The following is a 23,025-nucleotide window of genomic DNA, read 5'->3' as shown; positions in this document are numbered from 1 at the left end:
GACGCCGATGGAGCGTCCGCAGCGCGCCTGCAGCGGACGTCAAGGCCGGCTGCCCCCTCCAGACCGTCGCAGGCCCAATTGAATGGCTATTAAATCAACGGGTTAGACAGACGCTCGGGGATGATGCTAGAGAACGCAGGCGCCCGGCGGGACTTTCGATTCCGAGGGTCGGGAGTTGTGGTTCTCCCAGCGGCGCTGGTTCAGCTTACGGCTATTCGGACATTTCGATATGAGAAAGATCATCCTGACGCTGGCGATCCTGTATCCGGCGGCGGCGCTGGCTCAGGGAACGAGTACCCCGGCCGCCCCGGCCAATCCTCCCACCATCGGCGGCAAACCGCTGGTTGTGGTCGGGTCGAAGAATCCGACGGCGGGCAAGAAAGAAAAACCTTTGTCGGTCGCCCAAAAGTTGCAGGCTTGCCAGGACATCGACGACGCGACCAAGGAACGCCTGAATTGCTACGACGCCATTTATGCGCCACAGCCCAAACCAAAAGCGCCGGCGGCGAAGGGCGTCAATGACTGTCGGTTCGTCAAGGAGGAAGACGAACGGTTGACCTGCTATAATGGTTTTGCGGACAAGATCCCGAAACTACCGCGCTGATCAGGCGGGGCGCTTACCAGGTGTTCCAGCTCGGGCCACCGAAGAAGCCAAATTGTGACTGCTGCGCAACCCGCATTTGCGGCGGCTGCGCGAACTGCATCGGCGGCGCCGGGCGGCTTCTTGCCACCTTGCGCTTGCGCTGGGCCGGCGGCTCCGGCTTCTTCGCCTCCGCCGGGACGTACTGGGCAAACGTCTCCCGCGCACGGGCCTGAGCGGCGGTGTCGGCCGAGGCAGGGGCTGCGGGGGTCACGGCAGGCGCGGACGGCGCAACGGCTTGGGCGGTCACGGACGGCGCCGGAACAATGGTCGGAAGGCTGGTGTCAAACACCACCCGCTCCGGCAGCTTCTGGTCGGAACGAATGCGCACCACGGTCTTGTCGAGCGAAGAAACGCCCTGGCTAGCCACGACCGCCTGTTGTGGGACAAACGCATCGATCGCCACCAACAGCGCGAGCAGCACTCCGCCGACAAACAGGAAATAACGCGCCACAGGCATTGGTCTTGCTCCCCCGCGCGAACGGCGCGCGGTTTAATCGCCCAACGGGCCATATAGCGTTTAGTTCCTGCTCAACTTGCAAGGTTCAAAGGCGCAGGTCACATTTTAGAGATGAAAGGTGAGTTCGGCCGCACAGGGTTAAACGCGGCTGGCCGTCACCAGTGAACATTTCGCCTTATTCGCGTTGACGTTGACGAACCCGACCAGCATCCCGGCGTATCGTTTCCGGCTCTTCATGTTCACGGTATCGGGAATGATCCGCCTGCGGGCGGTCAGATGGCTGCCGTCCCGGCGGATGAAATTGCAGGCGATCTCGATATCCCTCACCGCGTAGTCATTGGTATTGCGAAGCGTGAAGGTTACCAGCGCTTTCGAGCCAAGCCCGCCCCTTCGCCATGACTGCGAGATGATTTTCAGGCCGTCGAGCGGCGACGTGGCAGGGGCGACCGTCTCTGGCGGCGCGATGTCGAGAGGCAGCGTCGCGCTAAACGCCTGGTTGGGATCGGTGGAAGCTGACGGCCCCGGGGTCGGCATGGTCGCCTGAGTCGCGGCCGGATCATCCGTGCCTTGCGTGACGGCGGCAACTTCAGACGGCGTCGCCGCCGAACGGCTTTCGGCATCGCTCGCTTGCGGGAGCATCAACCATACGACGCATCCAACGATAGCGATGGCCGGCAGCACGGCAAGCCGCGCTTCGAACTTTCCGAACGACCACCCGGCGATTCTCATACCCTCGCCCTCACCCGGCAGCGCCGGCGATTGCTGTGCCGCGCATGAAAAAAGCCATACGGGCGTTTTTCCCGTACGGCTTCTGTCACGACCGCCGCTGTACGGATCCTGCCGCCCGTCAACAATCATCCAGCGCAGAAATGGTTTCATGCCACCTCGACAATATTGCGGCGGCGGTGCAAGGCTTGCAAGATAAGGCTTGCAGCATAGAGCTGTGGATTGACTGGCGGCTTCATCGGCCGCCGCGTCGCAACTGACCTTCAGCGCCGCAACAACAATAGTGGGGAGACCGATCGAGATGCCGACCGTTACCTGGGACCATGTGCATTTGCGCAGCCCCGATCCTGAAGCGACTGCCGCGTGGCTGGAAGACATTCTGGGCGGCGAGATCGTCCGTGGCCCGGGGCGGATCGACGTCAAACTCGGCGGCGCCAACGTGTTCATCGCACCCGTTGCCGCCAGCGACGGCGTCAACCCGCCGCCGGTGACGCCCTATCAGGGGCTCGACCATTTCGGCCTGACTGTGAAAGACATCGACGCGGTCGCCGCCGAGATCAAGGCCAAGGGCGTCGAGTTCACGAAGGAACCGACCACCATACGTCCTGGCGTTCGCATCTGCTTCATCCGTGGGCCGCAGGGCATCTCGATCGAACTGCTCGAACGCGACAAGAAGTATACATGAGCACCGTTTGCTCCTCACGGTGGTGAGGAGCGCGGCACGCGCGCCTCCAGACGATGCTGCGCATCGCCGCGCGAACCATGAGGCCACAGGCGGGCCTACATCCTTCGTGACGCCGCTGGCGCGGCTCCTCCGGATGAGGATTGAGACTAGCTTACGTCATCGATCCCGGCATGAAGCAGCGAATGCTCAATCCCTGATAGCCGCGGATCGGCCAGACCATGGTTCGCCCTACCCGGTTCGGCTCGGTGATGACGGCATCTTCAGGCACGTCGTACCACTCGCCGTCGATGCGAACGCGGTAGCGTCCGCCTTTCGATTCCCAATCCACGTCGCTGACGGCGCTGCCATCAGCATCGGAACAACACGATCCCTTTCCACTCCTTAGGCTGTCGAACCACTGCTTCAGCGGTGAGTTGGCATAACGGCCGTCAGGATCGCGGGCTTCGCCGGGAGCGGATGCCAGCGGCAACATCAGCAACACGCTGCCGATGATCAGCGGCTCTCTCCAGCGGCCCACACGATGGCGGGCCGTAGTTTCACGGAAGTTTTTTTCTGTGTGTCGGCGCGCAACGTGGCCGCCGGAATTGATCCAGTTGGTCACCTGTTTCTCTGCTCCTGCACCCACCGGCCGGTGCCGAAGAGCACTATGCATTTCACGGGCCAACTTGATTCGGTTCACCGCCCGTCACCCTCACGTCACGCCCGGGCGGTACGCTCCGGGTTTGCTTACTGCACGGGAATCGGCAGGCAACCTGACGCGTTGACGCTATGGGCCACGCTTTGGCATAAATGATAACCAGCTTCCGTGGGCGCGGACGCCGGCATCTGGGACGCCATGAAGAACGGGCTCTATTCGATCCACGTCACCCTGCTGGATGGGCGCACCGGCAAGGGCAGCGGCGTTATTCTGTTCCGGGACGGCCAGATTCTCGGCGGCGACGCCTATCTGTTTTATACCGGCAGCTACACAGTGAAGGGCGACACCTTCAAGGGCGAGGTCCTGGTCCAGCGTCACACCACCCCGCGCGACAACGACAATCCGCTGTTCGGCGGCCCCGCCCCGGTCGGCATCGGCGTATCCGGAACCTTCACCGACACCCGCGGCAGCATGAATGGAACCGCGCTCGTCGGCAAAGCGAGCCAGATCTTCGGCGCCACATTGCACAAATTGGCCGATATCAACTAGCGGCCGGGCGCGCGCCTATTCCGCCGCCTGCTCCAGCGGCGCCGTGCGCGGCAGGATCATTTGGATGCGCGTGCCGCCGCCCGGTTCGGAATCGAGGTCGAGCCTGCCGCCAAGGCGGGTCGTCACGATGCTGTAGACGATGTGAAGGCCGAGCCCGGTGCCACCCTGATCGCGCCGCGTGGTGAAGAACGGATCGAAGGCGCGACGGCGGACATCGAGGCTCATGCCGATGCCGTTGTCTGAAAAGATGATCTCGACATTGTCCTTGCCGGACTCCCGCACCTGGATATCAACCGTGCCCGGCTTGCCGTCTGGGAAGGCATGCGCCACCGAATTGAGGAACAGGTTGGTAAGCACCTGTCCGTACGGCCCGGGATAGCTGTTCATCATCAGGTTGGGCTGGCACTCGACGTTGAGCGTCAGATTGTGCTTGCGCAGGCCGGGCCGCAACGACATCACCACCTGCTCGGTGAGGTCGCCGAGATCGAAGGTGCGCTGGTCCGAATAGTTGCGGTCGGCGGCCACCTGCTTGAACGACTGGATCAGCTCGGCGGCGCGGTTGAGATTGGCGACAAGCTGCGACGACGCCGAGCGGCTGGTATCGAGAAAATCGTTCAGGCTGGAACGCCGCAACTCGCCGCGGGCGACCTCTGCCGCAAAGTTCGACGTCTTTCGCTCCAACGCGGACGCCACCGTCAGGCTGATGCCGACGGGGTTGTTGACCTCGTGGGCTACGCCGGCCACCAGCCGTCCCAACGCGGCGAGCTTTTCCGCCTCGATCAGCGAATTCTGCGTCTCACGCAGGTTCCGTAGCGCTCCCTCCGCCGCATCCTTGGCCTTGCGCATCTCGGATTCGACGCGCTTGCGCTCCCCGATGTCGAGCGCAACCGTCACAATGTTCTCGATCTCGCCGGCCGCATCCAGGATCGGCAGCTTGTTGACCAGCCATTGCCGCATATGGCCGGACGCGTCCTTGTATTCTTCCTCGTAGAAGCCGAGTTCCTTGCCGACCGCCAGCACCCGCTTGTCGGGTTCGTCGGTCTTTCCCGCGCCGTAGCGCGACATCAACTCGGCGGTGGTGCGGCCGATCGCATACCCCGGCTCGACCCCGAAAATGCCGGCCATATAGCGGTTCATCAGGACGTAGCGGAGCTGCTTATCCTTGACGTTGATGACCGCAGGCACGGTGTCGATCACCATTTGCAGCAGGCGGCGACCTTCGGCGATCGCATCCTCGGCACGCTTCTGGTCGGTGATGTCACGCACCGTTCCTTCGTAGCGGACGATCTCCCCCGCTTCGTTGCGCACCGCGCTGGCGCTGTCGGAGAGCCAGAGCACCGCGCCAGTGCGGGTGCGAACCTGGTATTCATATTCGCGGATCATGCCGTCGCGTTGCATCAGCCGGGCGTATTCCGCCCGCGCTTCGGCTTGAACGTAAACGGTATCCGCGATGTCGCCGATGCCGTTGATCAGATCCTGCGGCGTGGCATAGCCCATCATCCGCGCCAGCGCCGGGTTGGCGTTCAGCAGCGCGCCGCCGGGCGTCGTGACGTAAATTCCATCTACCGAGGATTCGAACAGCTTGCGGTAACTTTCCTCCGCAAGCCGCTGTTCGGCGAGCGCACGCACCGCCGCCTCGCGTGCGGTGTCGGCATCGACCAGCGTTTGCCGGAATACTTCGGCCGCGCGGGCGATGTCGCCGATCTCGTTGTCCACGTCAGTCGCCGGGATCGAGGCGTTCTTCTCGCCGCCGGCTACCGCGCGGATCGAGCCTGCGATCGCGGCAAGCGGACGTACGGTGCGCCTAACCACCAGCAGCGACGCGAACAGCCCGATCAGGACGCCGGCAGTGCCGAGAACGATGCTCTGCCATTTCGCCTCCGTCAGGGTCCTCGCAAATTCGCGCGAGAGGACGCGCCCCCGCCGCTCGCTAACGTCGCGCAACAATTCGGTGACGCGCTGGATCAGGCGGCCCTCCGCACCGAGCACTTCCCTGTCTATGTCAGATATCTGTCGTTCGCGGATCGATATGTTGACGATCGCCAGCGCATAATCGTCGACGATCGCGCGCAGCTTTGAGTCCGCGATCGTCATAGAGCGCATGCTTTCCGCAGCCTGTTCAGCCGCCGAAGGGTTATGCGCCAGCAGCGCCGAAGCGATCCGGCTCTGCGTCTGAGCCAGGGCCATCGCAAGGTGGGGATCGGACGCCTCGGAGATCGCCGTATCGAATTGCTCGCGCAAGGGCGGCAACGCGACGATCATCTCGGCGCGGCGGTTGATCAGCGCGGAAATCCGCTCGATACCGGTGCGGTAGGTTGCCAGGCGCTCGGTGACGCCGTCGATCATGTCCTGCTGCTCTGGCGCGAGCTCCAGCCGCGTCTTCTTCAGGATCTCGCCGAGCGCGTTGGCGGCTTCGCCAACCTGGAGCGACTGGTTGCCGCGATCAGTGACGAAATCCCGCGCCGCCAGCCGCAATTCGTTCATGCGGCGGTCGATATCCTCGGCCAGGTCGCCGACGCTCTGCAGCCGCTGCAACTCGGCAAAGGTCGAATCGATGTGGCGGATGGCGATGACGCTGGCGGTCGAGGTGATGATGATCACCGCCAGCACCAGCATGAAACTGCCGAATGTCAGTTGGCCGATCGAAAGCGAGAACGATCGCGGCGGCGAATTCGGCGGCGTTTCAGCGGTCATGTGGGTCGGGGCCGGGCTCCAATCGGGCGCAATATACGATGTATTTCGGCCCGTGGGGAACATGCCGGCGGGTGGTTAATAGCCGGATATGAGCTACGCGGCCGAACGGCTGGCCGGGGTCAGTCCGCCCCCGCTTGCAGGGCTTTGGCTAAGTCCGACGGCATCATGCCGAACATCTCGCGAAATGCGCTGGAAAAGTGTGACGAGCTGGCGAATCCGGCGGCATGGGCGGCCTCCGTCAAGGATGCGCCCTCGCCACAGGCGCGAACGGCCGCGCCCATCCGATTCCAGATGCGGTAGCGCCGCAGCGGTACCCCCGTCTCCGCCTTGAACAGATGAAGAAACCGCGACGGCGAAAGGCCGGCCCGGGCCGCCAGCGTGGTCAGCCGGTGGGCAAGGTGTGGCTCGTCCCGCATATGCCGCAGCGCTGCGGCAATCCGCGTCGTGGCTCGCTTGTGCGTCCCCACGCCCAGCAGTTCACCGAGCGAGGCGCAGCCCTCCTGCCGGCCGATGCGGTCCTCGGCCAGCTTCGTCATCAGTTCGATCACGGCGGCCTCCTCCCTCAGGTCGAAGGCCCCACGCAGCGTCGGATTTGTCATACGGGCGATCAGCGCGCGGAGGTCGCGCCCTAGCGGATCGACGTAGAGGAACGCCATCCGCCCCCGTTCGATGCGGAGATGATGGAGGCTGTTGGGCAGGATTAGCACGCTGCGGGCCACGTGATACCGCGTCATGTGATCCGCGGGATCCTCGGCGACCTCCAGCGGTCCATCGAGCGCCACGGCAAGGACGGCGGTCGCATTCCGGTGCGGTGTCAAGCCGAAGGCCGGGCCCAGATACAGCACGCGAGCGCCCCACCCGATCAGTTTCGCGGCTGCCATTGCGCCAATAGCCAGTTTCTGAAAGCCCGCATGGTCCGGTCGATCTAGTCTTGGAGATGTCGGAGATCAGCGAGGTGAGGACAATGGAAAGTAATCGATCTGGAATCGAGAACCAAGCAGCAATCGAGCACACGCGGCAGGCCGTCCGCCGCTATGCTAAGGCATGGCTCGCAGGCGACCGCGCTGCGCTCGCCACCTGCTATCACGACGACTTCACGCTGCATTATTTCGGCCGCAACCCGCTCGCCGGCGACCACTCGGGCAAGGCCGCCGCGCTCGGCGTCCTGACCGAGGTCACGAGGCGCACAAATCGCAAGCTGCTCGCCATCGTCGACATTATGGCCGGTCCCGAACGTGGCGCGCTGCTGGTCCGAGAGCGTTTTGAGCGCGACGGCAAGACGGCCGAGGTCGAGCGCCTGCTGGTGTACGCTGTGCGCGACGGACTGCTAGGGGAATGCTGGGTCTACGACCAGGACCAGGCGCTGGTTGACGCCTTCCTCACATGAGCCTGTTCAGGCGGCCTTTCCGGCCGCACCGGTTTTTCGCGCTGGGATGGTCATCGCCGCGACGCCGATCACAACACAGACGAGGCCGATCCATGCCGTCGCCCTCAATTGCTCGCCGAGGAAGACAACGCCCAGCGCGACACCGATCGGTACCCGTAGATAGGCTTGAGCCGTGGTGCCGACCGATCCCAGGGTCTGGATCAGGCGGAAATAGATCACGAAGGCGAGCGCCGTGGAAAATACCGCGAGCGCTAGCAGCGCCAGCACCGAATCGATCGACGGCGCTAGCGTCCACGGCTGCTCCACGACCAGGCTCACCGGAATCAGGATCGCCGCGCCTGATAGTAACGACCCTGCCGCGGGCACCATCGGATCAAGATCCTTGAAGCTCCGGCCGAAGATCGCCGCGCCCGCGTAGGCGATAGCGGCGAGCACCATCACGATCTGGGCCGTCAGTTCCTCGCCGAAGCCTGAGAGAGCCTGCACCCCGACGATCAGGCAGATGCCGGCCATCCCGGCAATGACGCCGAGCAGTTTCCGCGACGTCACGGCCTCGTGGCGTGTGATTGCGAGCGTCAGGAAAAATGTGAAAATCGGCGCGGTGGAGTTGAGGATGGTGGCAAGGCCTGCCTCCAGTGCCCGCTCGCCCCAGGCGACCATGGTCCACGGAATGACGCTGTTGAGGCAAGCCTGAAACAGGAATCGCCGCCAGGTCGCGGCATCCACCGGCATTCGCACGCCGCGCCAACGCATAATGATGAGCAGGAGCAGCCCGGCAATCAGCGTGCGGCCCGCGATCAGGGTGATCGGCGGGATGGTGGCGACGCCGATCCGGATGAAGGTGTACGAGGCGCCCCACAGTGTCGCGAGCGCGAGCAGGAGCGCCAGTTCGGTCGCCATAGCGGGAGGTCGCGGATGTGCTTCGTCCATGCGTTGCCGACCTCGCTCTCGATTGCTGTCGAAGCGCAACCTACAGCGCGGGCACGCAAAATACTTCGTTATGTGTCGAAGTGTGTCAGCCGACGGAGCCGACCTCGAACACGTCACCGTCATAGCCGGCTTCGAGCGGGATGCGAAGCTGGCGGCCGCCATTGTTCCTGGTCATCACCGGTGTCACGGTGATGACCGATTTGCCGCGGCTGTCGTCGAGCGCAGCTTTCACGCTAGCCTGCTTGCCGAGCTTGATCAGGTTGCGGGTGGTCGGGAACGGCAGCTTGAAGCGCCCGCTCTCGCCGCCCTCCAACGCCTCGCGCGGCGACACCCAGATCGAGTCGGTGGATTCCCTGCCGTCATGGGCGCCGACCTGTTCCGGTGGCGCGGCGGCAAGGAAGAACCAGGTGTCGAACCGCTTCGGCATGCCCTCCGGCGTGATCCAGTGCGCGTAGGGAACGAGTTCGTCGAGCGCCAGCACCATGCCGTTGTCGGCCAGTACCTGGAGGAAGCTGATCTTGCTGTCGCAGAGGTCGGCGCGATGCGCGGCCTCGATCTCGCTGGCGCGCTTGGCATCCACCAGAGCCGTCGCCCCCTTCGGCCGCGCCAGCAGGATGCCGCTTTCCTCAAACGTTTCGCGGATCGCGGCAATCCGAAAGCTCAAGGTCGCCTCATCGAGCCCCTCGCCGCCCGAATAGAATTCGGGCCGCGCGATGATCTCCTTATCGCCCTTGTCGACGCTGCCGCCGGGAAATACCAGCGCGCCGGAATTGAAGTCGATCTCATAATGGCGGACCATCATGAAGACCTCGATTTCCTTACGCTCCGCGCTGTCGCGCAGCAGCAGGATCGTGGATGCAGGACGCGGGGCGACGACTTCGGCCATATGACTAGCCCGCCGCGCTGGATTGCGGTTGCAGGTTGGCGCGGCGGTCGACGCGCGCCACCCGCGACAGCAGATAATCGACTTCGGCCTTTGCGGTTGCCGTAATCGTCGCGCCGGGCTTGCGCTGCGCGCTGGAGGAGATGATGCCGCGCTTCTGCAGCACGTATTTGCGCACCGACAGGCCCGCGCCAGGCTGCTGCTCGTAACGGATCAGCGGCAGATGCGCGTCGAACAGATCGTGAGCGGCGTCGCGCTTGCCGGCTTTCGACAGCTTTACGACGTCGATCAACAGTTCCGGGAAAGCGTAGCCGGTCATGGCGCCGTCGGCGCCGCGCTCCATTTCGAAGTCGAGGAACAGTCCGCCATTGCCGACCAGGATCGACAGCGGCCGCAGCGAGCCGTCCTTCTGGAAATTACGCAGCGTCGTGATCTTCTCCAGGCCCGGCCAGTCCTCGTGCTTGAGCATCACGCAGGACGGGCTATCCATCACGATTTTGCGGATCACGGCGGGCGTGAAGATGACGTTGAGCGTCAGCGGATAGTCCTGCAGTACCCAGGGAATGTCGTCGCCGATCGCTTCCTGTGCCTGCTTGAAATAGCCCGTGATCTGGTCGTCGGTGCGCAGATGTGGCGGCGGCGCGATCATCACGCCGGCGGCGCCGGCGTCCATCGACGCCTTCGCCAGCGAGCGCATCGAGGCGAAGCCCGGCGCCGAGACGCCGACGATGATCTGCATGTTTTTGGCGCGCTTGACGAAGCGGATCGCCACCTGCTCGGCTTCATCAGCATCGAGCTTCGGCGCCTCACCCAAAATGCCGAGCACGGTGACGCCGTCGCAGCCGACATCGGCGTAGAAGTCGGTCAGCCGGTCGATGGATTTCTCGTCGATGCGGCCATCATCGTGGAACGGCGTTGGCGCGATTGCGAAGGTGCCGGCGGCCTGGGCGGTGAGTTTTGTCATAAACCTCTATCCTATTTCGTCATTCCGGGGCGATGCGCAGCATCGACGCAGTTGCGCACCTGAGAATCTCGAGGTTCCCCAATGCGCAATGGCGCATTGGGGTTCGCTACGCGCCCCGGAACGACGGGTAACATCAAAACCTTCGTGCGCCCATCTTGATCTGCTCCTCGGAGAAGAAGATCTCCTTGGCGTGGGTCACGATGTCCTCGGCTTTCCAGCCCGTGAACGGAGGCTTCCAGCCTTCCATTTCCATCATCCGCATCTCGCGCACCCCGCGCGGGCCGGAGACGCCGAGCACCTTGCCGGTCTGGTCGCCCGACAAATCGCTGACCATGTATAGCACGGCCGGCGCGATGCCGTCTGGGCCGAGCGCGGCGTCGGGATTCTCTTTATACCGCGGCAGATCTGCGGTCATGCGGGTCAACGCTCCCGGAGCCAGCGTCCAGACCCGGATATTGTACTTGCGGCCCTCGATCGCCAGCACGTTCGACAGTCCCCAGATACCGCCCTTGGCGGCGCCATAGTTGGTCTGGCCGAAATTGCCGATCAAGCCCGAGGTCGAGGAGGTGTTGACGATGACGCCGCCGCCATTCTCGCGCATCCATTTGAACACCGGCTGGGTGCAGCAGAAGGTGCCTTTGAGATGCACCCTGATCACCTTGTCCCAATTGGCCTCATTGGCCTTGGCGAAGGTTTCGTCGAGCAGAATGCCGGCATTGTTCACCAGGATGTCGGCGCGGCCGAAATTCTTGATGGCGTCGTCGAACACCGATTGCCCGCCGGCCATGGTCGAGATGTCGGCGCCATTGGCAACGGCACGGCCGCCCTCTTCCTTGATGGCGTTGACTACCTTCTGCGCCATGGAGACGTCGGCGCCGGAGCCGTCGCGGGGACCGCCGAGGTCGTTGACCACGACCGCCGCACCCTCGCGCGCGAACAGTTTGGCATAGGCCTCACCGAGCCCGCCGCCTGCACCGGTGATGATGGCTACCTTGCCGTCGAGCAATCCCATGGTGTTTCTCCGTTTCGGTTTCTTCCTTAACCTCGCCCCGCTTGCGGGGAGAGGTCGGATCGCCCTTGCGATCCGGGTGAGGGGTACAGGTCTCACCGGTGAGATAGGACTAGCGGATAGACCCCTCACCCCGACCCTCTCCCCGCAAGAGCGGGGCGAGGGAGCGCACCGCCTCGCCGCTCTAGCCCAGCACCGTCTTGCCATTCTTGATGACAGCGACGCCCCTCGCCTTCACCTTGGCTTCAAACGAGACGACGTTGCCGTCCTTCCACATCTCCATCGTCACGGTCTCGCCGGGATAGACCGGCGAGGAAAAGCGCGCGACGTGTTGCTTGAAGGCCGACGGATCGTAATCGGCGTAGGTCTGCAGCACGCCCCGGCAGGTGATGCCGTAGGTGCACATGCCGTGCAGGATCGGCCGCGGAAAGCCGGCCTTCTTCGCAAACTCGGGATCCGAGTGCAGCGGATTGCGGTCGCCGCAGAGGCGGTAGACCAGCGCCTGGTCCGGGCGCGTCGTGATATCGACGATCTTGTCGGGCGCGCGGTTCGGAACCTTGTGCGGCTCGGGCTGGCCTTCGGATGGGCCGCCAAAACCGCCGTCGCCGCGGGCGAAACGCGAGGCGACGAGCGTCGCCAGCTTCTCGCCGTTCTCATCCTTCAACACGGTCTGGTGCCGGATGACCGCGCCCTTGTCCTTGCCCTTGTCGAAGACGTCGAGCACGGTGGAGTCGGCCGTGATCTTGGCCGCGCTCGGCAGCGGCTTGTGGAAGGTGATGTCGCGCTCGCCGTCGACCACCATGACACGGTTGAGGTTCATTTCGCCGGGGCTTGAGCCCCAGGCCGCCACCGAGGTGAAGGTCGGCACGACCTTCAAGGGGCGCGGCGTCAGCGTGCCCTCGTTGACGAAGGCGAGTTCGTTCTCGTCCATCGGATCGGCGCCCATGCCGATGCCATAGGCGTAGAGCATCACCTCGCGATCGGTATAGGCGTATTTCTGGCCAAGATTTTTCAGGGCCATGAGCTGTTCGTAGTTGATCGGCATGTTTGAATGCTCTCCCCATTCGCTTCTCGTCACCCCCGCGAAAGCGGGGGTCCAGTAACCACCGGCGTTTGCTGGATCCCCGCTTTCGCGGGGATGACGACCTGTTGTTTGGCGCGCAGCTCGGACAATTCCGTCAAGCCGCCGTGAAGAACGGCAGTGGGGCGCCGTCGGTTGGCTTCCACACCAGCTTCACATTCTGGCCGATCTTGATCTTCTCCAGATCGCAATCGACGACGTTGGTCTGCAGCGACGGTCCTTCCTTCAGCGTCACATAGGCGATCGCATACGGACCGGTCGGCGACTTCCGCATCAGGCTGTAGGTGTAGATCGTCGCCTCGCCGGAAGCTTCCTCCCACACCGTCTTGTCCGAAAAGCAGAACGGGCAGATCGAGCGTGGGAAGTAGTGCGCCTCGCCGCAAGCGGTGCAGCGCTTGATCATGAACTTGCCGGCCTTGGCGGCTTCCCAGAACGGCGCGGTCTCGGGGTTGGTCACCGGCGCCGGATATTTCTTTGCTTCAGCCATCACACGCGCTCCAGAATGCAGGTTGAGGCGGCGTGACGCACGCCGAGAAGACCGCCGGTGCCATGGGCGATCGCGAGGTCGCAATTCGGTACTTGCACCTTCGGATGCGCTTCGCCGCGCAACTGGCGGACGGCTTCCAAAATTTTCGTCATGCCACCGCGGTTGACCGGGTGATTGCTGCACAGGCCGCCGCCATCGGTGTTGAACGGCAGCTTGCCGACGCCGGAGATCAGGTTGCCGTCGGCGACGAACTTGCCGCCCTCGCCTTTCTTGCAGAAGCCGAGGTCTTCGAGCTGCATCAGCACCGTGATGGTGAAGCTGTCGTAGATCGAGGCGTACTTGATATCCTTTGGCGTCACGCCAGCTTCCTCGAAGGCGCGCGGGCCGGACCAGACGCCGGCGGAATAAGTGAGATCGAGATCCTTGCCGCCGCGCGGACCCTTCATCGCCTCGCCATGACCGATCAAGCGCACCAGCGGCTTCTTCAGGCTTTTGGCGATTTCCGGCGTGGTCACGATCATTGCGCCGCCGCCATCGGTGACGACGCAGCAGTCCATCCGGTGCAGCGGGTCCGAAATCATCGGCGAGTTGATGACGTCGTCGACGGTGACGACCTCCTTCAGCATCGCGTGCGGATTGTACTGGGCGTGGTGGGAGGCCGCGACCTTGATCCAGGCGAGCTGCTCGCTGGTGGTGCCGTAGTCGTGCATATGGCGCATGGCACACATGCCATAGGCATTGTGGGTGGTGGCGCCATAGGCCGCCTCGAAATCAGCCTCAGCGCCCGCTGCGCGCGGCGGCATCACCCCAGTGCGCGGCTTGCCGGCGAGCGTGACCAGCGCGATCGAGCATTTGCCCGCGGCAATCGCCTCAGCCGCATGGCCGAGATGGATCAAATAGGAACAGCCGCCGGTCTCGGTGGAATCGACGTGGCGCACCTTCAATCCGAGATAATCGACCATCGGCCAGGCGCCGCCGGGAGCGTCACCGGCGCAGAAATAGCCGTCGATATCGGCTTTGGTGAGCCCGGCATCCTCGATCGCGCCCTTGGCGACCTCCGCGTGCAACTGTGCCGTTGATTTATCGGGTGCGTGCCGGGTGGGATGCTCGTAGATCCCGGCAATGTAGGCTTTGCCTTTGATGGTCAAATCGTTCTCCGTTGGCGTTTCTTCTTTCCGAAAGTTTTCTGGCCTGTCGCCGCCCCCTTGGCAAGCGCGGAAATATTCCGCCGGGCGAGAGCGTAGCGACTAGACTCAAGTCGGGATGATTATCGGCGGAAATCTTATCAGGCCGGAGCGCGCGCCCGCCGTTCGGCTTCACGTTTCACGACGCCGCGTTCTCGCGGCGCGACGCGCCCGAGTTGTACCTGATCGCTTGCCCCTCCTTGTCGAGAGGGCGCAGGGAAGACCGGGTGCTGGCTGGCACCCGCGGTCTCGTGTGCAGGCAATGCGCAAAGATACGCACACGAGCATACAGGTATCAGCCGAAACAACCGGCCTTCCCTGCGCAGTGGTTTTACGGCTTATGCCGTGCTCTCCCTGGAGACGAATTCCTCTTGCCTCCATCGCCGGCGGATTGAAGGTATTGGAAACCCGGTCGGGCCTCGCAAAACCTCCGCCGACTTGACACCAGCCACGGGTGCCAGGACCACACGGTTTTGCCGTACGCGAAATGCGCCGCTCGTCCTGCGCTGATTAATTGCTCACAGCCCGAAGGCCGCCCTGCAATGCCTCGCGCGCGCGAGCGCCCTCGCGTCCACCGCTCCCCGCACTCCACGTATCGTGACGACGCGTACGCCCCTCTTCGATGAGGCGGGATGGCGCAAAGATGGAGCTGATTTGGGGGTAATGAGAAGCGATATATTTTCGCCGCGCGATCTGGACGACCCAAATCACGTTGAATAGGCAAGTGAAATTCGTGTTTTGGCGCAGCGGGCTTGGGACGGTTTTCGATGCGCATGATCGGCGCCCGCTGATTTGTCGACGCCCAATCAGCAAGTGTCAGCCGGTATTCCTGACCGCATCAACCAGCATCGCGTAAAGCTGGCGCTTGGTGAATTCCTTGGGCTGCGTTGCCGCCGGCTTGCGCGGGGACACGACCTTGTCCGCCGGGCGGGCACAGGCCAACTGCGCCACCTTTCGCTTCGGCACCGACACGATCCTGGGGTTGGCGGTTGGCGGCTTACGACCGCGCTTCTGGCCCAAGCGCTGCAGCTTGGCGCTCACCGCATTACGGCTAAGGCCTAGCCGACTTGCGATCTGACCGGCACTGTGGCCATCGGCCCAGAGCTTTTTGAGCAGTGCTACGTCTTTCGCATCCCAACCCATGAAGATGATTATACATCGACTGCGAGCGACAGGCTAGTCGTTGCTGACGTTGCTTGAACGACATGCGGCGAGATTTGTCCGGCTCTCGGCCTACAGGGCCTTGGTTCGCCTGAGCAGCCACCAGGTTAGTCCTCCCGCCGCGATCACCAGCAGAAGCGCGTACCAGGTGCCGCCGTCCCCGGTCTGGAGCGGCATGTCCTTGGTGTTCATGCCGAAGAAGCCGGTGACCAGCGTCGAGGGCAGCATGCACGCGGTCAGGACCGACAGCGTGAACAGGCGGCGGTTGGTGATCGCCGTCATGCGGCCGGCAATCTCGTCCTGCAGCAGCCGCGCGCGCTCGTAGATCGCGCTGAACTCGTAGTCGAGCGCGTCGAACTTCTGCGCAAGCTTGCGCATCGCCGACAGCAGGGTTTCGGATTCGACGTCCTCGCGCGTCTCCATGCGATGAAACAGCGCACGGATCTGCGAGAGTTGCCGCCGCGTGCGGATCGCCTGCAGGCGCACGCGGCCAAGCCGCAATCGCTCATCGTCGATCTCGTCGTGCAGTACATGATTCTCGACGATGTCGAGCTCGTCACCGAGTCCTGCCGAATAGCGTCCGATCACATCGGCGAACTGGTCGACGATCGCATCGAACAGCGACACCGGGGTGGGAAACTTGCGGCCGCTATCGAGCGCACGCCGCGTCAGCTCGATGGCGCGCAGCGGCTTGCGCCGGGCAGTGACCATCAGCTTCGACGAGATCGCAAAGTGCACCCGCAGGAGATCGTCGCCCTCCTGCATGAACTCCTGATGCAGGTCGGGCAAAACGCCGGCGATCTCTTCATCGAAGATATCGAGGCGGATATGCTCGTCCGCATCGAGCAGGGTCTCGCGCGCGACATCGGACAGCGCAGCACTCCTGGCGAGCCAGTCGTGGCAGCGACGGTTGGACAGATTGAAATGCAGCCACAACCAGCCGTGCGGATCGGCGAGTTCCGCATCGAGGTTGGCGACATCGAGCTTCGTCGCGGAGCCGTCGCCCGCGAAGCGATAGGCGGAGATGATGCCAATGTCGTCGAGGGGCTGGTCCATCCGCTAACCCGTTGCTGGTGTGAAGCAGGCAATGCGTCAACGCAGTGGCAAGCTGATGGCGACTACACCCGATCAAAGCTCTGGAGACAACCCCGTAGGGTGGGCAAAGCGAAGCGTGCCCACCATTTGGCACCGCGATCGTTGAGCGATGGTGGGCACGACGCCTCGCGTCTTTGCCCACCCTTCGGCAGCGTTACTCCGCCGCCAACTGCCGCGGAGCGGGTGGCGGGTTGGCAAGGTCCGCCGAGAGCTGCTCGTGGCGCGCTTTGGCGTCGTGCACCGCCTTCTCCTTGATCGGGCCGTAACCGCGGATGCGGTCGGGCAAGGACAACAACTCGACCGCGGTGTCGTGGGTGACCGGCGACAGCAGTCCTAGCACGGTGCCGACATCCTTCTCGTAAGCCACGATCAAGTCGCGCTCGAGCTTGCGGTCGGCGCTGTAGCCGAAGATGTCGAGCGGCGTGCCGCGCAGGAAGCGCAGCCTTGCCAATGTTCGAAATACCGGCATCATCCACGCGCCGAAGGCGCGCTTCTTCGGGCGGCCGAGCGCATCGAGGCCACCGCCGAGGATCGGCGGCGCCAGATTGAAATTGAACTTGAACTCGCCTTCGAACTGGTCGCGGAGCTGCTTTTCGAACCGCCCATCGGTGAACAGCCGCGCGACTTCGTACTCATCCTTGTAGGCGAGCAGTTTTGCGTAATTGACCGCAACCGCGCGCGGCAGCGCCTCGCCATAGCCGCCGTCGATCGCCGCATCGCGGACGCGCTTCACGAGAGCCCGATAGCGCTCGGCGAGGGCGGTATTTTGATAGTCGGCGAGGTGCGCGCTGCGATGGACGATGATCTCGTCCAGCGTCATTGCATCCAGCGTCTTCGGCGCGACAACGTCGTCCTGGCCCTTCATCATGGAGTCGAGCCGCGCCGGATCGGCGGCAGCCAAACGGCCGAGCTGGAAGGCCTGCGTGTTCATCTTGATCGAAACGCCGTTGACCTCGATCGCCTGCAGAATCGCCTTTGCCGACAGCGGCAGCAGGCCTTTCTGATAGGCATAGCCCAGCATCATGATGTTGGTAGCAATGGAGTCACCAAGCAGCGCTTCGGCAGGTTTGGTGAAATCGTAGAACGACGAGTCCTTGCGCAGCTCGGTCTCCAGCACGTGGTTGACCTTGCGGCTCTGGAAATTGAAATCTCGGTTGAGGATGAAGTCGGCGGTCGGGATCACGTGGGTATTGATGACACCGACGGTTCGGCTGGCTTCGCAGAGCGTAATCGTATCCTTGGCGGCGGCGACCACCTCGTCGGCGGCCATCACGAGATCGGCGGTGCCCGTGACGATCCGCGAACAGGTGACATCGGCGGTGTGTTCGGAAAGCCGGACGTGGCTCAGCACCGCGCCGCCCTTCTGCGCCAGGCCGGACATGTCGAGGATCATGCTGGCCTTGCCCTCGATATGGGCGGCCATGCCGAGCAGCGCGCCGATGGTCAAGACGCCGGTGCCGCCGACGCCGCCGACCGCGATGTTGTAGGGCCGTTCCAACGACGGGAATGAGGCCGGCTCCGGCAGATTGCCGATGTCGCCAACACCTGTACCGTCAAGGCTGGCCGGCGCGCGACGGCGCGGCTTGCCGCCGTCGATGGTGACGAAGGACGGGCAAAAGCCCTTGAGACAGGAATAATCCTTGTTGCAGGTCGACTGGTTGATGGTGCGCTTGCGGCCCATCTCGGTTTCCAGCGGCTCGACCGAGATGCAGTTCGACTGCACCGAGCAATCGCCGCAGCCTTCGCACACGGCCGGATTGATCATGACGCGGCGCGCCGGGTCTTCCATCAGGCCGCGCTTGCGGCGGCGGCGCTTTTCCGCGGCACAGGTCTGCACGAAGACGATCGCCGACGTGCCCTTCAGGGTGCGGCAGGTCTTCATGACGTCCTGCAGTTCGTCGCGATGCGCGGTCTTGACGCCGGGCGCGATCTCGGACGCCGGATAGGCGCCGGGATTTTCCGAGACGAGGTAGATGTTGCGGATGCCTTCGGAGTGGAGCTGGAAGGTGATCTGCTGCGGCGATAATTCGCCGTCGACATGCTGACCGCCGGTCATCGCGGTCGCGTCGTTATAGAGGATCTTGTAGGTGATGTTGGCGCCCGAGGCGATCGCCTGGCGGATCGCAAGGCTGCCGGAGTGGAAGTAGGTGCCGTCGCCGAGATTGGCGAACACGTGCGCTTCCTTGGTGAAGGGTGCGACGCCGACCCACGGCACGCCCTCGCCTCCCATATGGGTGTAGGTCTCGGTGTTGCGGTCCATCCACAGCGCCATGAAGTGGCAGCCGATGCCGGCAAAGGCGCGGCTGCCTTCCGGCACCTTGGTCGAGGTGTTGTGCGGACAGCCCGAGCAGAAATACGGCGTGCGGGTGACCGGTGCCACCGCCTGCATCTGGGTCGCCTGTCGGCCATTGAACCAGTCGGCCTTGGCGCGCAGCATCGCGGCGATTTCGGGATTGAGATTAAGTCGAAGCAGGCGCTCGGTCAGCGAGCTTGCCAGCGAGGCGACCGAAAGTTCCGCGGCGAAGGTGAGAAACCGTTTGTCGTGGTCGTCCATCTTGCCGACGATGCGCGGCCGAACGTCGTCGCGCCAGTTGAACAGCTCCTGCTTGACCTGGTTCTCGACGATCTCGCGGCGCTCTTCGACGATGAAGATTTCTTCGAGGCCGATGGCGAAGTTGCGGACGCCTTCGGGCTCCAGCGGCCAGGGCATGCCTATCTTGTAAAGCCGCAAGCCGATCTTGGCGGCGACCTCCTCGGTGATCCCGAGCTCGCGCAGCGCCTGACGGATATCCTCGTAGCTCTTGCCGGATGCCATGATGCCATAGCGGGCATTCGGCGAATCCATCGTGATGCGGTTGATCTTGTTGGCGCGCGCAAACGCGATCGCGGCATAGCCCTTGTAGTCCTGCAGGCGCAGGTCCTGCGCATAGCGGTCGTCGGGCCAGCGCAGGTTGAGTCCACCCGGCGGCATCTCGAAATCGGTCGGGATCGCGAACGGCGTCATCTCGTCGGTGAGGTCGATCTCGGCGGTGGTTTCCACCGTCTCCGTGATCACCTTCATGCCGACCCAGCAGCCGGAGTAGCGCGACATCGCGATACCCAGAAGGCCCATCTCGATCATTTCATGAATGCTGGAGGGATAGAGGTACGGCATCAGCGCGGAGATGAAGGCATGGTCGGACTGATGCGGGACGGTAGAGGATTTGGCGCCATGATCGTCGCCGGCGAGACACAGCACGCCGCCATGTTTAGCCGAGCCGGCCGTGTTGCCGTGGCGGAAGACGTCGCCGCAGCGGTCGACGCCGGGGCCTTTGCCGTACCAGATGCCGACCACGCCGTCGTACTTGGCGCCGGGCGAGAGATTGAGCTGCTGCGAGCCCCAGATCGCGGTGGCCGCGAGATCCTCGTTCACGCCGGGCTGGAACTTGATGTTGTACTGCTCGAGATGTTTGCGGGCGGCGAAGAGCTGCTGGTCGTAACCGCCCAAGGGGGAGCCGCGGTAACCGGAGATGAAGCCCGCGGTGTTGAGCCCTGCGGCGCGGTCGCGGCGGATTTGCGCCATCGGCAGGCGGACCAGCGCCTGGATGCCGGTCAGGAAAATGTGGCCGGAGCCTTGCGTGTACTTCTGATCGAGACTGATCGGACCCTGGTTAATTCCCATTGCAGCCCTCTTTGGCGGTAAGCCTTGATCGTGACGACGCTTTTTTAGCTAAGCATCTGAGCTCGTTAGAACCAGTCTATGTCGGTTTTTCCCGGCCGCGCACCACAAATCTCGGCAAGAAAGCCGCGCCCTCAAACTTCGCAACAACGTGCCGGGAAAATCGGCGCGGCTTTTCGGTTTGTGTCGTCCGGAAGCCTCGGCGCGAAATGGCATGCCGCCCCGCTGTGTGCACTTTCGCGCTATAACGCTCGGGAAGGTCAATCGGTCAGGGACGACCATGCGGGCGATTCTCGCGGCACTGCTTTTGTGCACTGCGTTCATAGCCGGCAAGGTCATGCCCAGCCCAAGGGCGAACCGGCGATGGCCGACGACATCGCGCGCGGCAGGCGCTGACGGGCGCCGGCGACTGCGCAAGCTGCCACACCGCCGATCCCGCAAAGCCGTTCGCCGGGGGCAAGCGGATCGACACGCCGTTCGGCGGCATCTACGCGCCCAACCTGACGCCGGATCGCGAAACCGGACTCGGCGCGTGGAACGATGACGATTTCTACCGCCCGCTCTGCGCTGCGCGTCATTCTCGACGGCGCCGAGACCGTGACGACGCCGCGCGCCCCCAACAAGGGATCGATGCCGGGCTATGCCGCCAAGATGACGACCAGGAGATCGCCGATGTGATGAACTATATCCGCAATGCCTGGGGCAATGCCGCGCCGCTGGTGACGGCGGCGGAAGTCGCGAACGCGCGGCGAAATGATCGCGGCGTAAATGATCGTGTCCCGGACGCGATGCAGCCCTTTTTCAGCGCTGCATCGCAGAGCCGGGACCCACGCTTCTCTGGACCCCGGATTAGCAGCATCACGCCGCAAGAACGGCGCGCTGCGCTGCATCCGGGGAACGCCATCGTCAACGCGCGGACCCTGAGGGAGTCACGGGTTCCAACATTACCGAGTTGCAATGTTGGCGCGGAACATCCGCGCAGGCCAGCCATTGTCCCTGCGCTTGACTTCGGGATGCTAACGGAGGAACCCATTCATGGCATACCAACCCGATCCGAAGGATCCTTACCGCGCCGGCCTGAGCGATGAAGAAGTCGGCCGTCAGGCCCGCTTCAACAGTCTCGACAACGAGCTGCAGCCCGATCCCGCGCTGTCCGAAGGACCGCCGAGTGGCGGCAAGGTCGCGATGTTCGCCGTTGCCATCGCGCTCGTACTCGGCGCGCTGTTCTATGGCCTGAACAACACCAGCGTGCAGCAGGCCGGTACCTCGTCGACCAACACCGCGCAGCAGACGCAGCCGGCCAACCCGTCGGCGCCTCCGGGCATGCGTGACGTAACGCCGCGCACCAACACCGATCCTGGCACGACCACCGGCGCCGCGACCAGTCGCCCGACGCCGCCGTCGCAGAACCCGACCGGCACCGAGGTCGATCGCTCCAAGCAGTAAGAGTGGACATACGCTAACAAAGCAGCGGGCTTAAAGCCCGCTGCTTTTCTTTTGCGCGTCGCTTGCCCTAGCTGAACATCTTGTTGATCTCGCCGCCGGGATAGCCGTTGGCGAATTCGCCGAAGGTGCCCTTCTCCGCCATCTCCTTTGACGCCTTCATGAAGCCGGCCCAGGCCATCCGCGCCAGCGAAGCGCCGACGCTGATGCGGCGCACGCCGAGATCGGAGGCCGCCTGCAGCGACGGGCCGGCCGCGCCGACCAGGAGGTTGACCGGCTTTGGATGCACCGCTTTCACGACTGCCGAAATCTCTTCCGGCGTTGCTATGCCGGGCGCATAGAGGCAATCGGCGCCGGCTTCGGCATAGGCGGTGAGCCGGTCGATCACGAGCTTCAAATCCTTCTGCCCGCGCAGGAACGCCTCGCAGCGGCCGGTGAGCAGCACACCGCTATCGTCGGCATCGATCGCCTGGCGCGCCGCCTTGATGCGATCGACCGCCAACGGGCGATCAAACAGCGGCTTTGTGTTGTCTCCGGTAAAATCCTCGATCGACAGGCCGGCCACGCCGGTCGTGACGGCGCGCGCGACATTGGCGCCGACCTTGTCCGGCTCGTGCGCAAAGCCGTCCTCGAAATCGGCGTTAACCGGAATATCGACCGCCGCGCAGATCGCGGCGAGATGGGCGCAGACGTCGTCGACGGTGACGTGGTTGTCGGCCTTGCCCAGCGTCCAGGCAAAGCCGGCGCTTGTGGACGCCAGCGCCTTGAAGCCGAGATGCTGCAACGCCTTCGCGCTGCCGACGTCAAACGGGTTGGGGATGATGAAGCATCCGCTCTCGTGCAACTTCCTGAATGCGGCGCGTTTGTCAGCAGATGTCAGCATGGGTCGCTCCCCCTCGGTTTGTTGGCGCCGCCTACATAGTAACGCTGCGTCTGCTCCGCCAGACGTCTCACGCCACGACCTTGCGCAGAAACGTCCGCTCCTCCGCGAGGATGAACTTGTTCTCCTCGGCGAAATCAAAATTGGCCTTGCCTTCGCTGTCTGACCGTAGCCGCGCCCGGTAACTTTCATAAGATGCGAGGTTGTCGAACGAGATCAGCGCGAAGGCGATGTTGTTGGTACCCTCGTGCGGCATCCAGTAGCCGATCAGGTCGCCGCCGCATTTCGGAATGATGGTGAGCCAGTTTTTGGAATATTCTTCGAACAAGGCGCGCTTGAACGGGTCGAGTTGATAGCGGATGAAGACGGTGACGGTCATTGGTTGGCACTCCGATGGTTCACTCCGTCATTGCGAGGCGCGTTAGCGACGAAGCAATCCATTCCTTCGCTCGTGGCGCGATGGATTGCTTTC

At 63.6% G+C, this 23,025-nt stretch carries 24 protein-coding genes; 7 read left to right on the top strand and 17 right to left on the bottom strand.

What is annotated here, in order from left to right; genetic code table 11:
- Positions 1 to 229: 229 nt before the first annotated feature.
- Entirely contained in the window at positions 230 to 604 is a 375-nt protein-coding gene (locus CQ13_RS15120) for a hypothetical protein (RefSeq protein WP_057843655.1), read from the top strand.
- A gap of 13 nt (positions 605 to 617) precedes the next feature.
- Here CQ13_RS15120 and CQ13_RS15115 read toward each other — a convergent pair whose 3' ends face one another.
- Together CQ13_RS15115 and CQ13_RS44425 are read right to left on the bottom strand one after the other, a co-directional pair.
- The gene (locus CQ13_RS15115) at positions 618 to 1,100 is read right to left on the bottom strand and encodes a hypothetical protein (RefSeq protein ID WP_057843654.1); all 483 of its coding nucleotides are present in this window, start codon (positions 1,098 to 1,100) and stop codon (positions 618 to 620) included.
- A gap of 138 nt (positions 1,101 to 1,238) precedes the next feature.
- Entirely contained in the window at positions 1,239 to 1,829 is a 591-nt protein-coding gene (locus tag CQ13_RS44425; RefSeq protein ID WP_057843653.1) for a hypothetical protein, read from the bottom strand.
- Positions 1,830 to 2,127: 298 nt separating this feature from the next.
- Between CQ13_RS44425 and CQ13_RS15105 the strand changes: the two genes are divergently transcribed.
- Positions 2,128 to 2,511: a VOC family protein gene (locus tag CQ13_RS15105; RefSeq protein ID WP_057843652.1), complete on the top strand. Its 384-nt coding sequence runs from the start codon at positions 2,128 to 2,130 to the stop codon at positions 2,509 to 2,511.
- A gap of 151 nt (positions 2,512 to 2,662) precedes the next feature.
- Here the strand turns inward: CQ13_RS15105 and CQ13_RS15100 are convergent, their stop codons facing one another.
- Complete coding sequence (locus tag CQ13_RS15100; protein WP_082637484.1) at positions 2,663 to 3,112, bottom strand: hypothetical protein; 450 nt, start codon at positions 3,110 to 3,112, stop codon at positions 2,663 to 2,665.
- 234 nt (positions 3,113 to 3,346) lie between these two features.
- Between CQ13_RS15100 and CQ13_RS15095 the strand changes: the two genes are divergently transcribed.
- Positions 3,347 to 3,697, top strand: coding sequence for a GrlR family regulatory protein (locus CQ13_RS15095; protein WP_057843675.1), 351 nt, complete (start codon positions 3,347 to 3,349; stop codon positions 3,695 to 3,697).
- Positions 3,698 to 3,712: 15 nt separating this feature from the next.
- On the opposite strand, the gene CQ13_RS15090 is transcribed toward CQ13_RS15095, so the two are convergent.
- A complete protein-coding gene (locus CQ13_RS15090) occupies positions 3,713 to 6,391 on the bottom strand; it encodes a PAS domain S-box protein (protein ID WP_057843651.1) in 2,679 nt (892 codons plus the stop codon).
- A 119-nt stretch (positions 6,392 to 6,510) separates the two neighbouring features.
- Entirely contained in the window at positions 6,511 to 7,272 is a 762-nt protein-coding gene (locus CQ13_RS15085) for a helix-turn-helix domain-containing protein (protein WP_057843650.1), read from the bottom strand.
- An 83-nt stretch (positions 7,273 to 7,355) separates the two neighbouring features.
- On the opposite strand from CQ13_RS15085, the gene CQ13_RS15080 reads away from it, so the two are divergent.
- Complete coding sequence (locus tag CQ13_RS15080) at positions 7,356 to 7,778, top strand: nuclear transport factor 2 family protein (protein WP_057843674.1); 423 nt, start codon at positions 7,356 to 7,358, stop codon at positions 7,776 to 7,778.
- Between the two features lie 6 nt (positions 7,779 to 7,784).
- Here CQ13_RS15080 and CQ13_RS15075 read toward each other — a convergent pair whose 3' ends face one another.
- The 10 genes from CQ13_RS15075 to CQ13_RS15030 all read right to left on the bottom strand — a co-directional run bounded on the left by CQ13_RS15075 (position 7,785) and on the right by CQ13_RS15030 (position 20,233).
- Complete coding sequence (locus CQ13_RS15075) at positions 7,785 to 8,708, bottom strand: DMT family transporter (RefSeq protein WP_057843649.1); 924 nt, start codon at positions 8,706 to 8,708, stop codon at positions 7,785 to 7,787.
- Between the two features lie 85 nt (positions 8,709 to 8,793).
- Positions 8,794 to 9,594 carry an NUDIX hydrolase gene (locus CQ13_RS15070; protein ID WP_057843648.1) on the bottom strand — a complete coding sequence of 267 codons (801 nt, stop codon included), beginning with the start codon at positions 9,592 to 9,594 and terminating at the stop codon, positions 8,794 to 8,796.
- Between the two features lie 4 nt (positions 9,595 to 9,598).
- Complete coding sequence (locus CQ13_RS15065; RefSeq protein ID WP_057843647.1) at positions 9,599 to 10,555, bottom strand: dihydrodipicolinate synthase family protein; 957 nt, start codon at positions 10,553 to 10,555, stop codon at positions 9,599 to 9,601.
- A 133-nt stretch (positions 10,556 to 10,688) separates the two neighbouring features.
- Positions 10,689 to 11,567, bottom strand: coding sequence for an SDR family oxidoreductase (locus tag CQ13_RS15060; protein ID WP_057843646.1), 879 nt, complete (start codon positions 11,565 to 11,567; stop codon positions 10,689 to 10,691).
- Positions 11,568 to 11,748: 181 nt separating this feature from the next.
- Positions 11,749 to 12,609, bottom strand: a complete 861-nt coding sequence (locus CQ13_RS15055) for a MaoC/PaaZ C-terminal domain-containing protein (RefSeq protein ID WP_057843645.1) — start codon at positions 12,607 to 12,609, stop codon at positions 11,749 to 11,751.
- Positions 12,610 to 12,742: 133 nt separating this feature from the next.
- On the bottom strand, positions 12,743 to 13,132 hold the full coding sequence (locus CQ13_RS15050; protein ID WP_057843644.1) for a Zn-ribbon domain-containing OB-fold protein: 390 nt from the start codon (positions 13,130 to 13,132) through the stop codon (positions 12,743 to 12,745).
- The gene (locus CQ13_RS15045; protein ID WP_057843643.1) at positions 13,132 to 14,280 is read right to left on the bottom strand and encodes a thiolase domain-containing protein; all 1,149 of its coding nucleotides are present in this window, start codon (positions 14,278 to 14,280) and stop codon (positions 13,132 to 13,134) included. The genes CQ13_RS15050 and CQ13_RS15045 overlap by 1 nt, the downstream gene beginning before the upstream one ends.
- Positions 14,281 to 15,132: 852 nt before the next feature.
- On the bottom strand, positions 15,133 to 15,459 hold the full coding sequence (locus CQ13_RS15040) for a GcrA family cell cycle regulator (RefSeq protein WP_057843642.1): 327 nt from the start codon (positions 15,457 to 15,459) through the stop codon (positions 15,133 to 15,135).
- Positions 15,460 to 15,549: 90 nt separating this feature from the next.
- Positions 15,550 to 16,533 carry a transporter gene (locus tag CQ13_RS15035; RefSeq protein ID WP_057843641.1) on the bottom strand — a complete coding sequence of 328 codons (984 nt, stop codon included), beginning with the start codon at positions 16,531 to 16,533 and terminating at the stop codon, positions 15,550 to 15,552.
- A 193-nt stretch (positions 16,534 to 16,726) separates the two neighbouring features.
- Positions 16,727 to 20,233 carry an indolepyruvate ferredoxin oxidoreductase family protein gene (locus CQ13_RS15030; protein ID WP_057843640.1) on the bottom strand — a complete coding sequence of 1,169 codons (3,507 nt, stop codon included), beginning with the start codon at positions 20,231 to 20,233 and terminating at the stop codon, positions 16,727 to 16,729.
- Positions 20,234 to 20,311: 78 nt separating this feature from the next.
- On the opposite strand from CQ13_RS15030, the gene CQ13_RS47120 reads away from it, so the two are divergent.
- The 3 genes from CQ13_RS47120 to CQ13_RS15015 are packed head-to-tail and all read left to right on the top strand — an operon-like array spanning position 20,312 to position 21,676.
- Positions 20,312 to 20,626: a hypothetical protein gene (locus CQ13_RS47120; RefSeq protein ID WP_156433684.1), complete on the top strand. Its 315-nt coding sequence runs from the start codon at positions 20,312 to 20,314 to the stop codon at positions 20,624 to 20,626.
- Entirely contained in the window at positions 20,623 to 21,318 is a 696-nt protein-coding gene (locus tag CQ13_RS45640; RefSeq protein ID WP_430649688.1) for a c-type cytochrome, read from the top strand. The genes CQ13_RS47120 and CQ13_RS45640 overlap by 4 nt, the downstream gene beginning before the upstream one ends.
- A complete protein-coding gene (locus CQ13_RS15015) occupies positions 21,266 to 21,676 on the top strand; it encodes a hypothetical protein (protein ID WP_057843637.1) in 411 nt (136 codons plus the stop codon). Before CQ13_RS45640 ends, CQ13_RS15015 begins: the two co-directional genes overlap by 53 nt.
- A 67-nt stretch (positions 21,677 to 21,743) precedes the next feature.
- Here CQ13_RS15015 and CQ13_RS15010 read toward each other — a convergent pair whose 3' ends face one another.
- Positions 21,744 to 22,556 carry an isocitrate lyase/PEP mutase family protein gene (locus CQ13_RS15010; protein WP_057843636.1) on the bottom strand — a complete coding sequence of 271 codons (813 nt, stop codon included), beginning with the start codon at positions 22,554 to 22,556 and terminating at the stop codon, positions 21,744 to 21,746.
- Between the two features lie 67 nt (positions 22,557 to 22,623).
- Entirely contained in the window at positions 22,624 to 22,932 is a 309-nt protein-coding gene (locus CQ13_RS15005; protein ID WP_057843635.1) for an NIPSNAP family protein, read from the bottom strand.
- Between the last annotated feature and the right edge of the window lie 93 nt (positions 22,933 to 23,025).

The sequence above is a fragment of the Bradyrhizobium retamae genome (assembly GCF_001440415.1).
Lineage (GTDB): Bacteria > Pseudomonadota > Alphaproteobacteria > Rhizobiales > Xanthobacteraceae > Bradyrhizobium > Bradyrhizobium retamae.
This window is presented reverse-complemented; position numbering and strand designations above follow the sequence as displayed.

Coding starts and splice junctions, on each gene's coding strand:
- CQ13_RS15120 (WP_057843655.1), top strand. CDS start 230: ATGAGAAAGATCATCCTGACGCTGGCGATCCTGTATCCGGCGGCGGCG.
- CQ13_RS15115 (WP_057843654.1), bottom strand. CDS start 1,100: ATGCCTGTGGCGCGTTATTTCCTGTTTGTCGGCGGAGTGCTGCTCGCG.
- CQ13_RS44425 (WP_057843653.1), bottom strand. CDS start 1,829: ATGAGAATCGCCGGGTGGTCGTTCGGAAAGTTCGAAGCGCGGCTTGCC.
- CQ13_RS15105 (WP_057843652.1), top strand. CDS start 2,128: ATGCCGACCGTTACCTGGGACCATGTGCATTTGCGCAGCCCCGATCCT.
- CQ13_RS15095 (WP_057843675.1), top strand. CDS start 3,347: ATGAAGAACGGGCTCTATTCGATCCACGTCACCCTGCTGGATGGGCGC.
- CQ13_RS15090 (WP_057843651.1), bottom strand. CDS start 6,391: ATGACCGCTGAAACGCCGCCGAATTCGCCGCCGCGATCGTTCTCGCTT.
- CQ13_RS15085 (WP_057843650.1), bottom strand. CDS start 7,272: ATGGCAGCCGCGAAACTGATCGGGTGGGGCGCTCGCGTGCTGTATCTG.
- CQ13_RS15080 (WP_057843674.1), top strand. CDS start 7,356: ATGGAAAGTAATCGATCTGGAATCGAGAACCAAGCAGCAATCGAGCAC.
- CQ13_RS15075 (WP_057843649.1), bottom strand. CDS start 8,708: ATGGACGAAGCACATCCGCGACCTCCCGCTATGGCGACCGAACTGGCG.
- CQ13_RS15070 (WP_057843648.1), bottom strand. CDS start 9,594: ATGGCCGAAGTCGTCGCCCCGCGTCCTGCATCCACGATCCTGCTGCTG.
- CQ13_RS15065 (WP_057843647.1), bottom strand. CDS start 10,555: ATGACAAAACTCACCGCCCAGGCCGCCGGCACCTTCGCAATCGCGCCA.
- CQ13_RS15060 (WP_057843646.1), bottom strand. CDS start 11,567: ATGGGATTGCTCGACGGCAAGGTAGCCATCATCACCGGTGCAGGCGGC.
- CQ13_RS15055 (WP_057843645.1), bottom strand. CDS start 12,609: ATGCCGATCAACTACGAACAGCTCATGGCCCTGAAAAATCTTGGCCAG.
- CQ13_RS15050 (WP_057843644.1), bottom strand. CDS start 13,132: ATGGCTGAAGCAAAGAAATATCCGGCGCCGGTGACCAACCCCGAGACC.
- CQ13_RS15040 (WP_057843642.1), bottom strand. CDS start 15,459: ATGGGTTGGGATGCGAAAGACGTAGCACTGCTCAAAAAGCTCTGGGCC.
- CQ13_RS15035 (WP_057843641.1), bottom strand. CDS start 16,533: ATGGACCAGCCCCTCGACGACATTGGCATCATCTCCGCCTATCGCTTC.
- CQ13_RS15030 (WP_057843640.1), bottom strand. CDS start 20,233: ATGGGAATTAACCAGGGTCCGATCAGTCTCGATCAGAAGTACACGCAA.
- CQ13_RS47120 (WP_156433684.1), top strand. CDS start 20,312: ATGTCGGTTTTTCCCGGCCGCGCACCACAAATCTCGGCAAGAAAGCCG.
- CQ13_RS15015 (WP_057843637.1), top strand. CDS start 21,266: ATGGCATACCAACCCGATCCGAAGGATCCTTACCGCGCCGGCCTGAGC.
- CQ13_RS15010 (WP_057843636.1), bottom strand. CDS start 22,556: ATGCTGACATCTGCTGACAAACGCGCCGCATTCAGGAAGTTGCACGAG.
- CQ13_RS15005 (WP_057843635.1), bottom strand. CDS start 22,932: ATGACCGTCACCGTCTTCATCCGCTATCAACTCGACCCGTTCAAGCGC.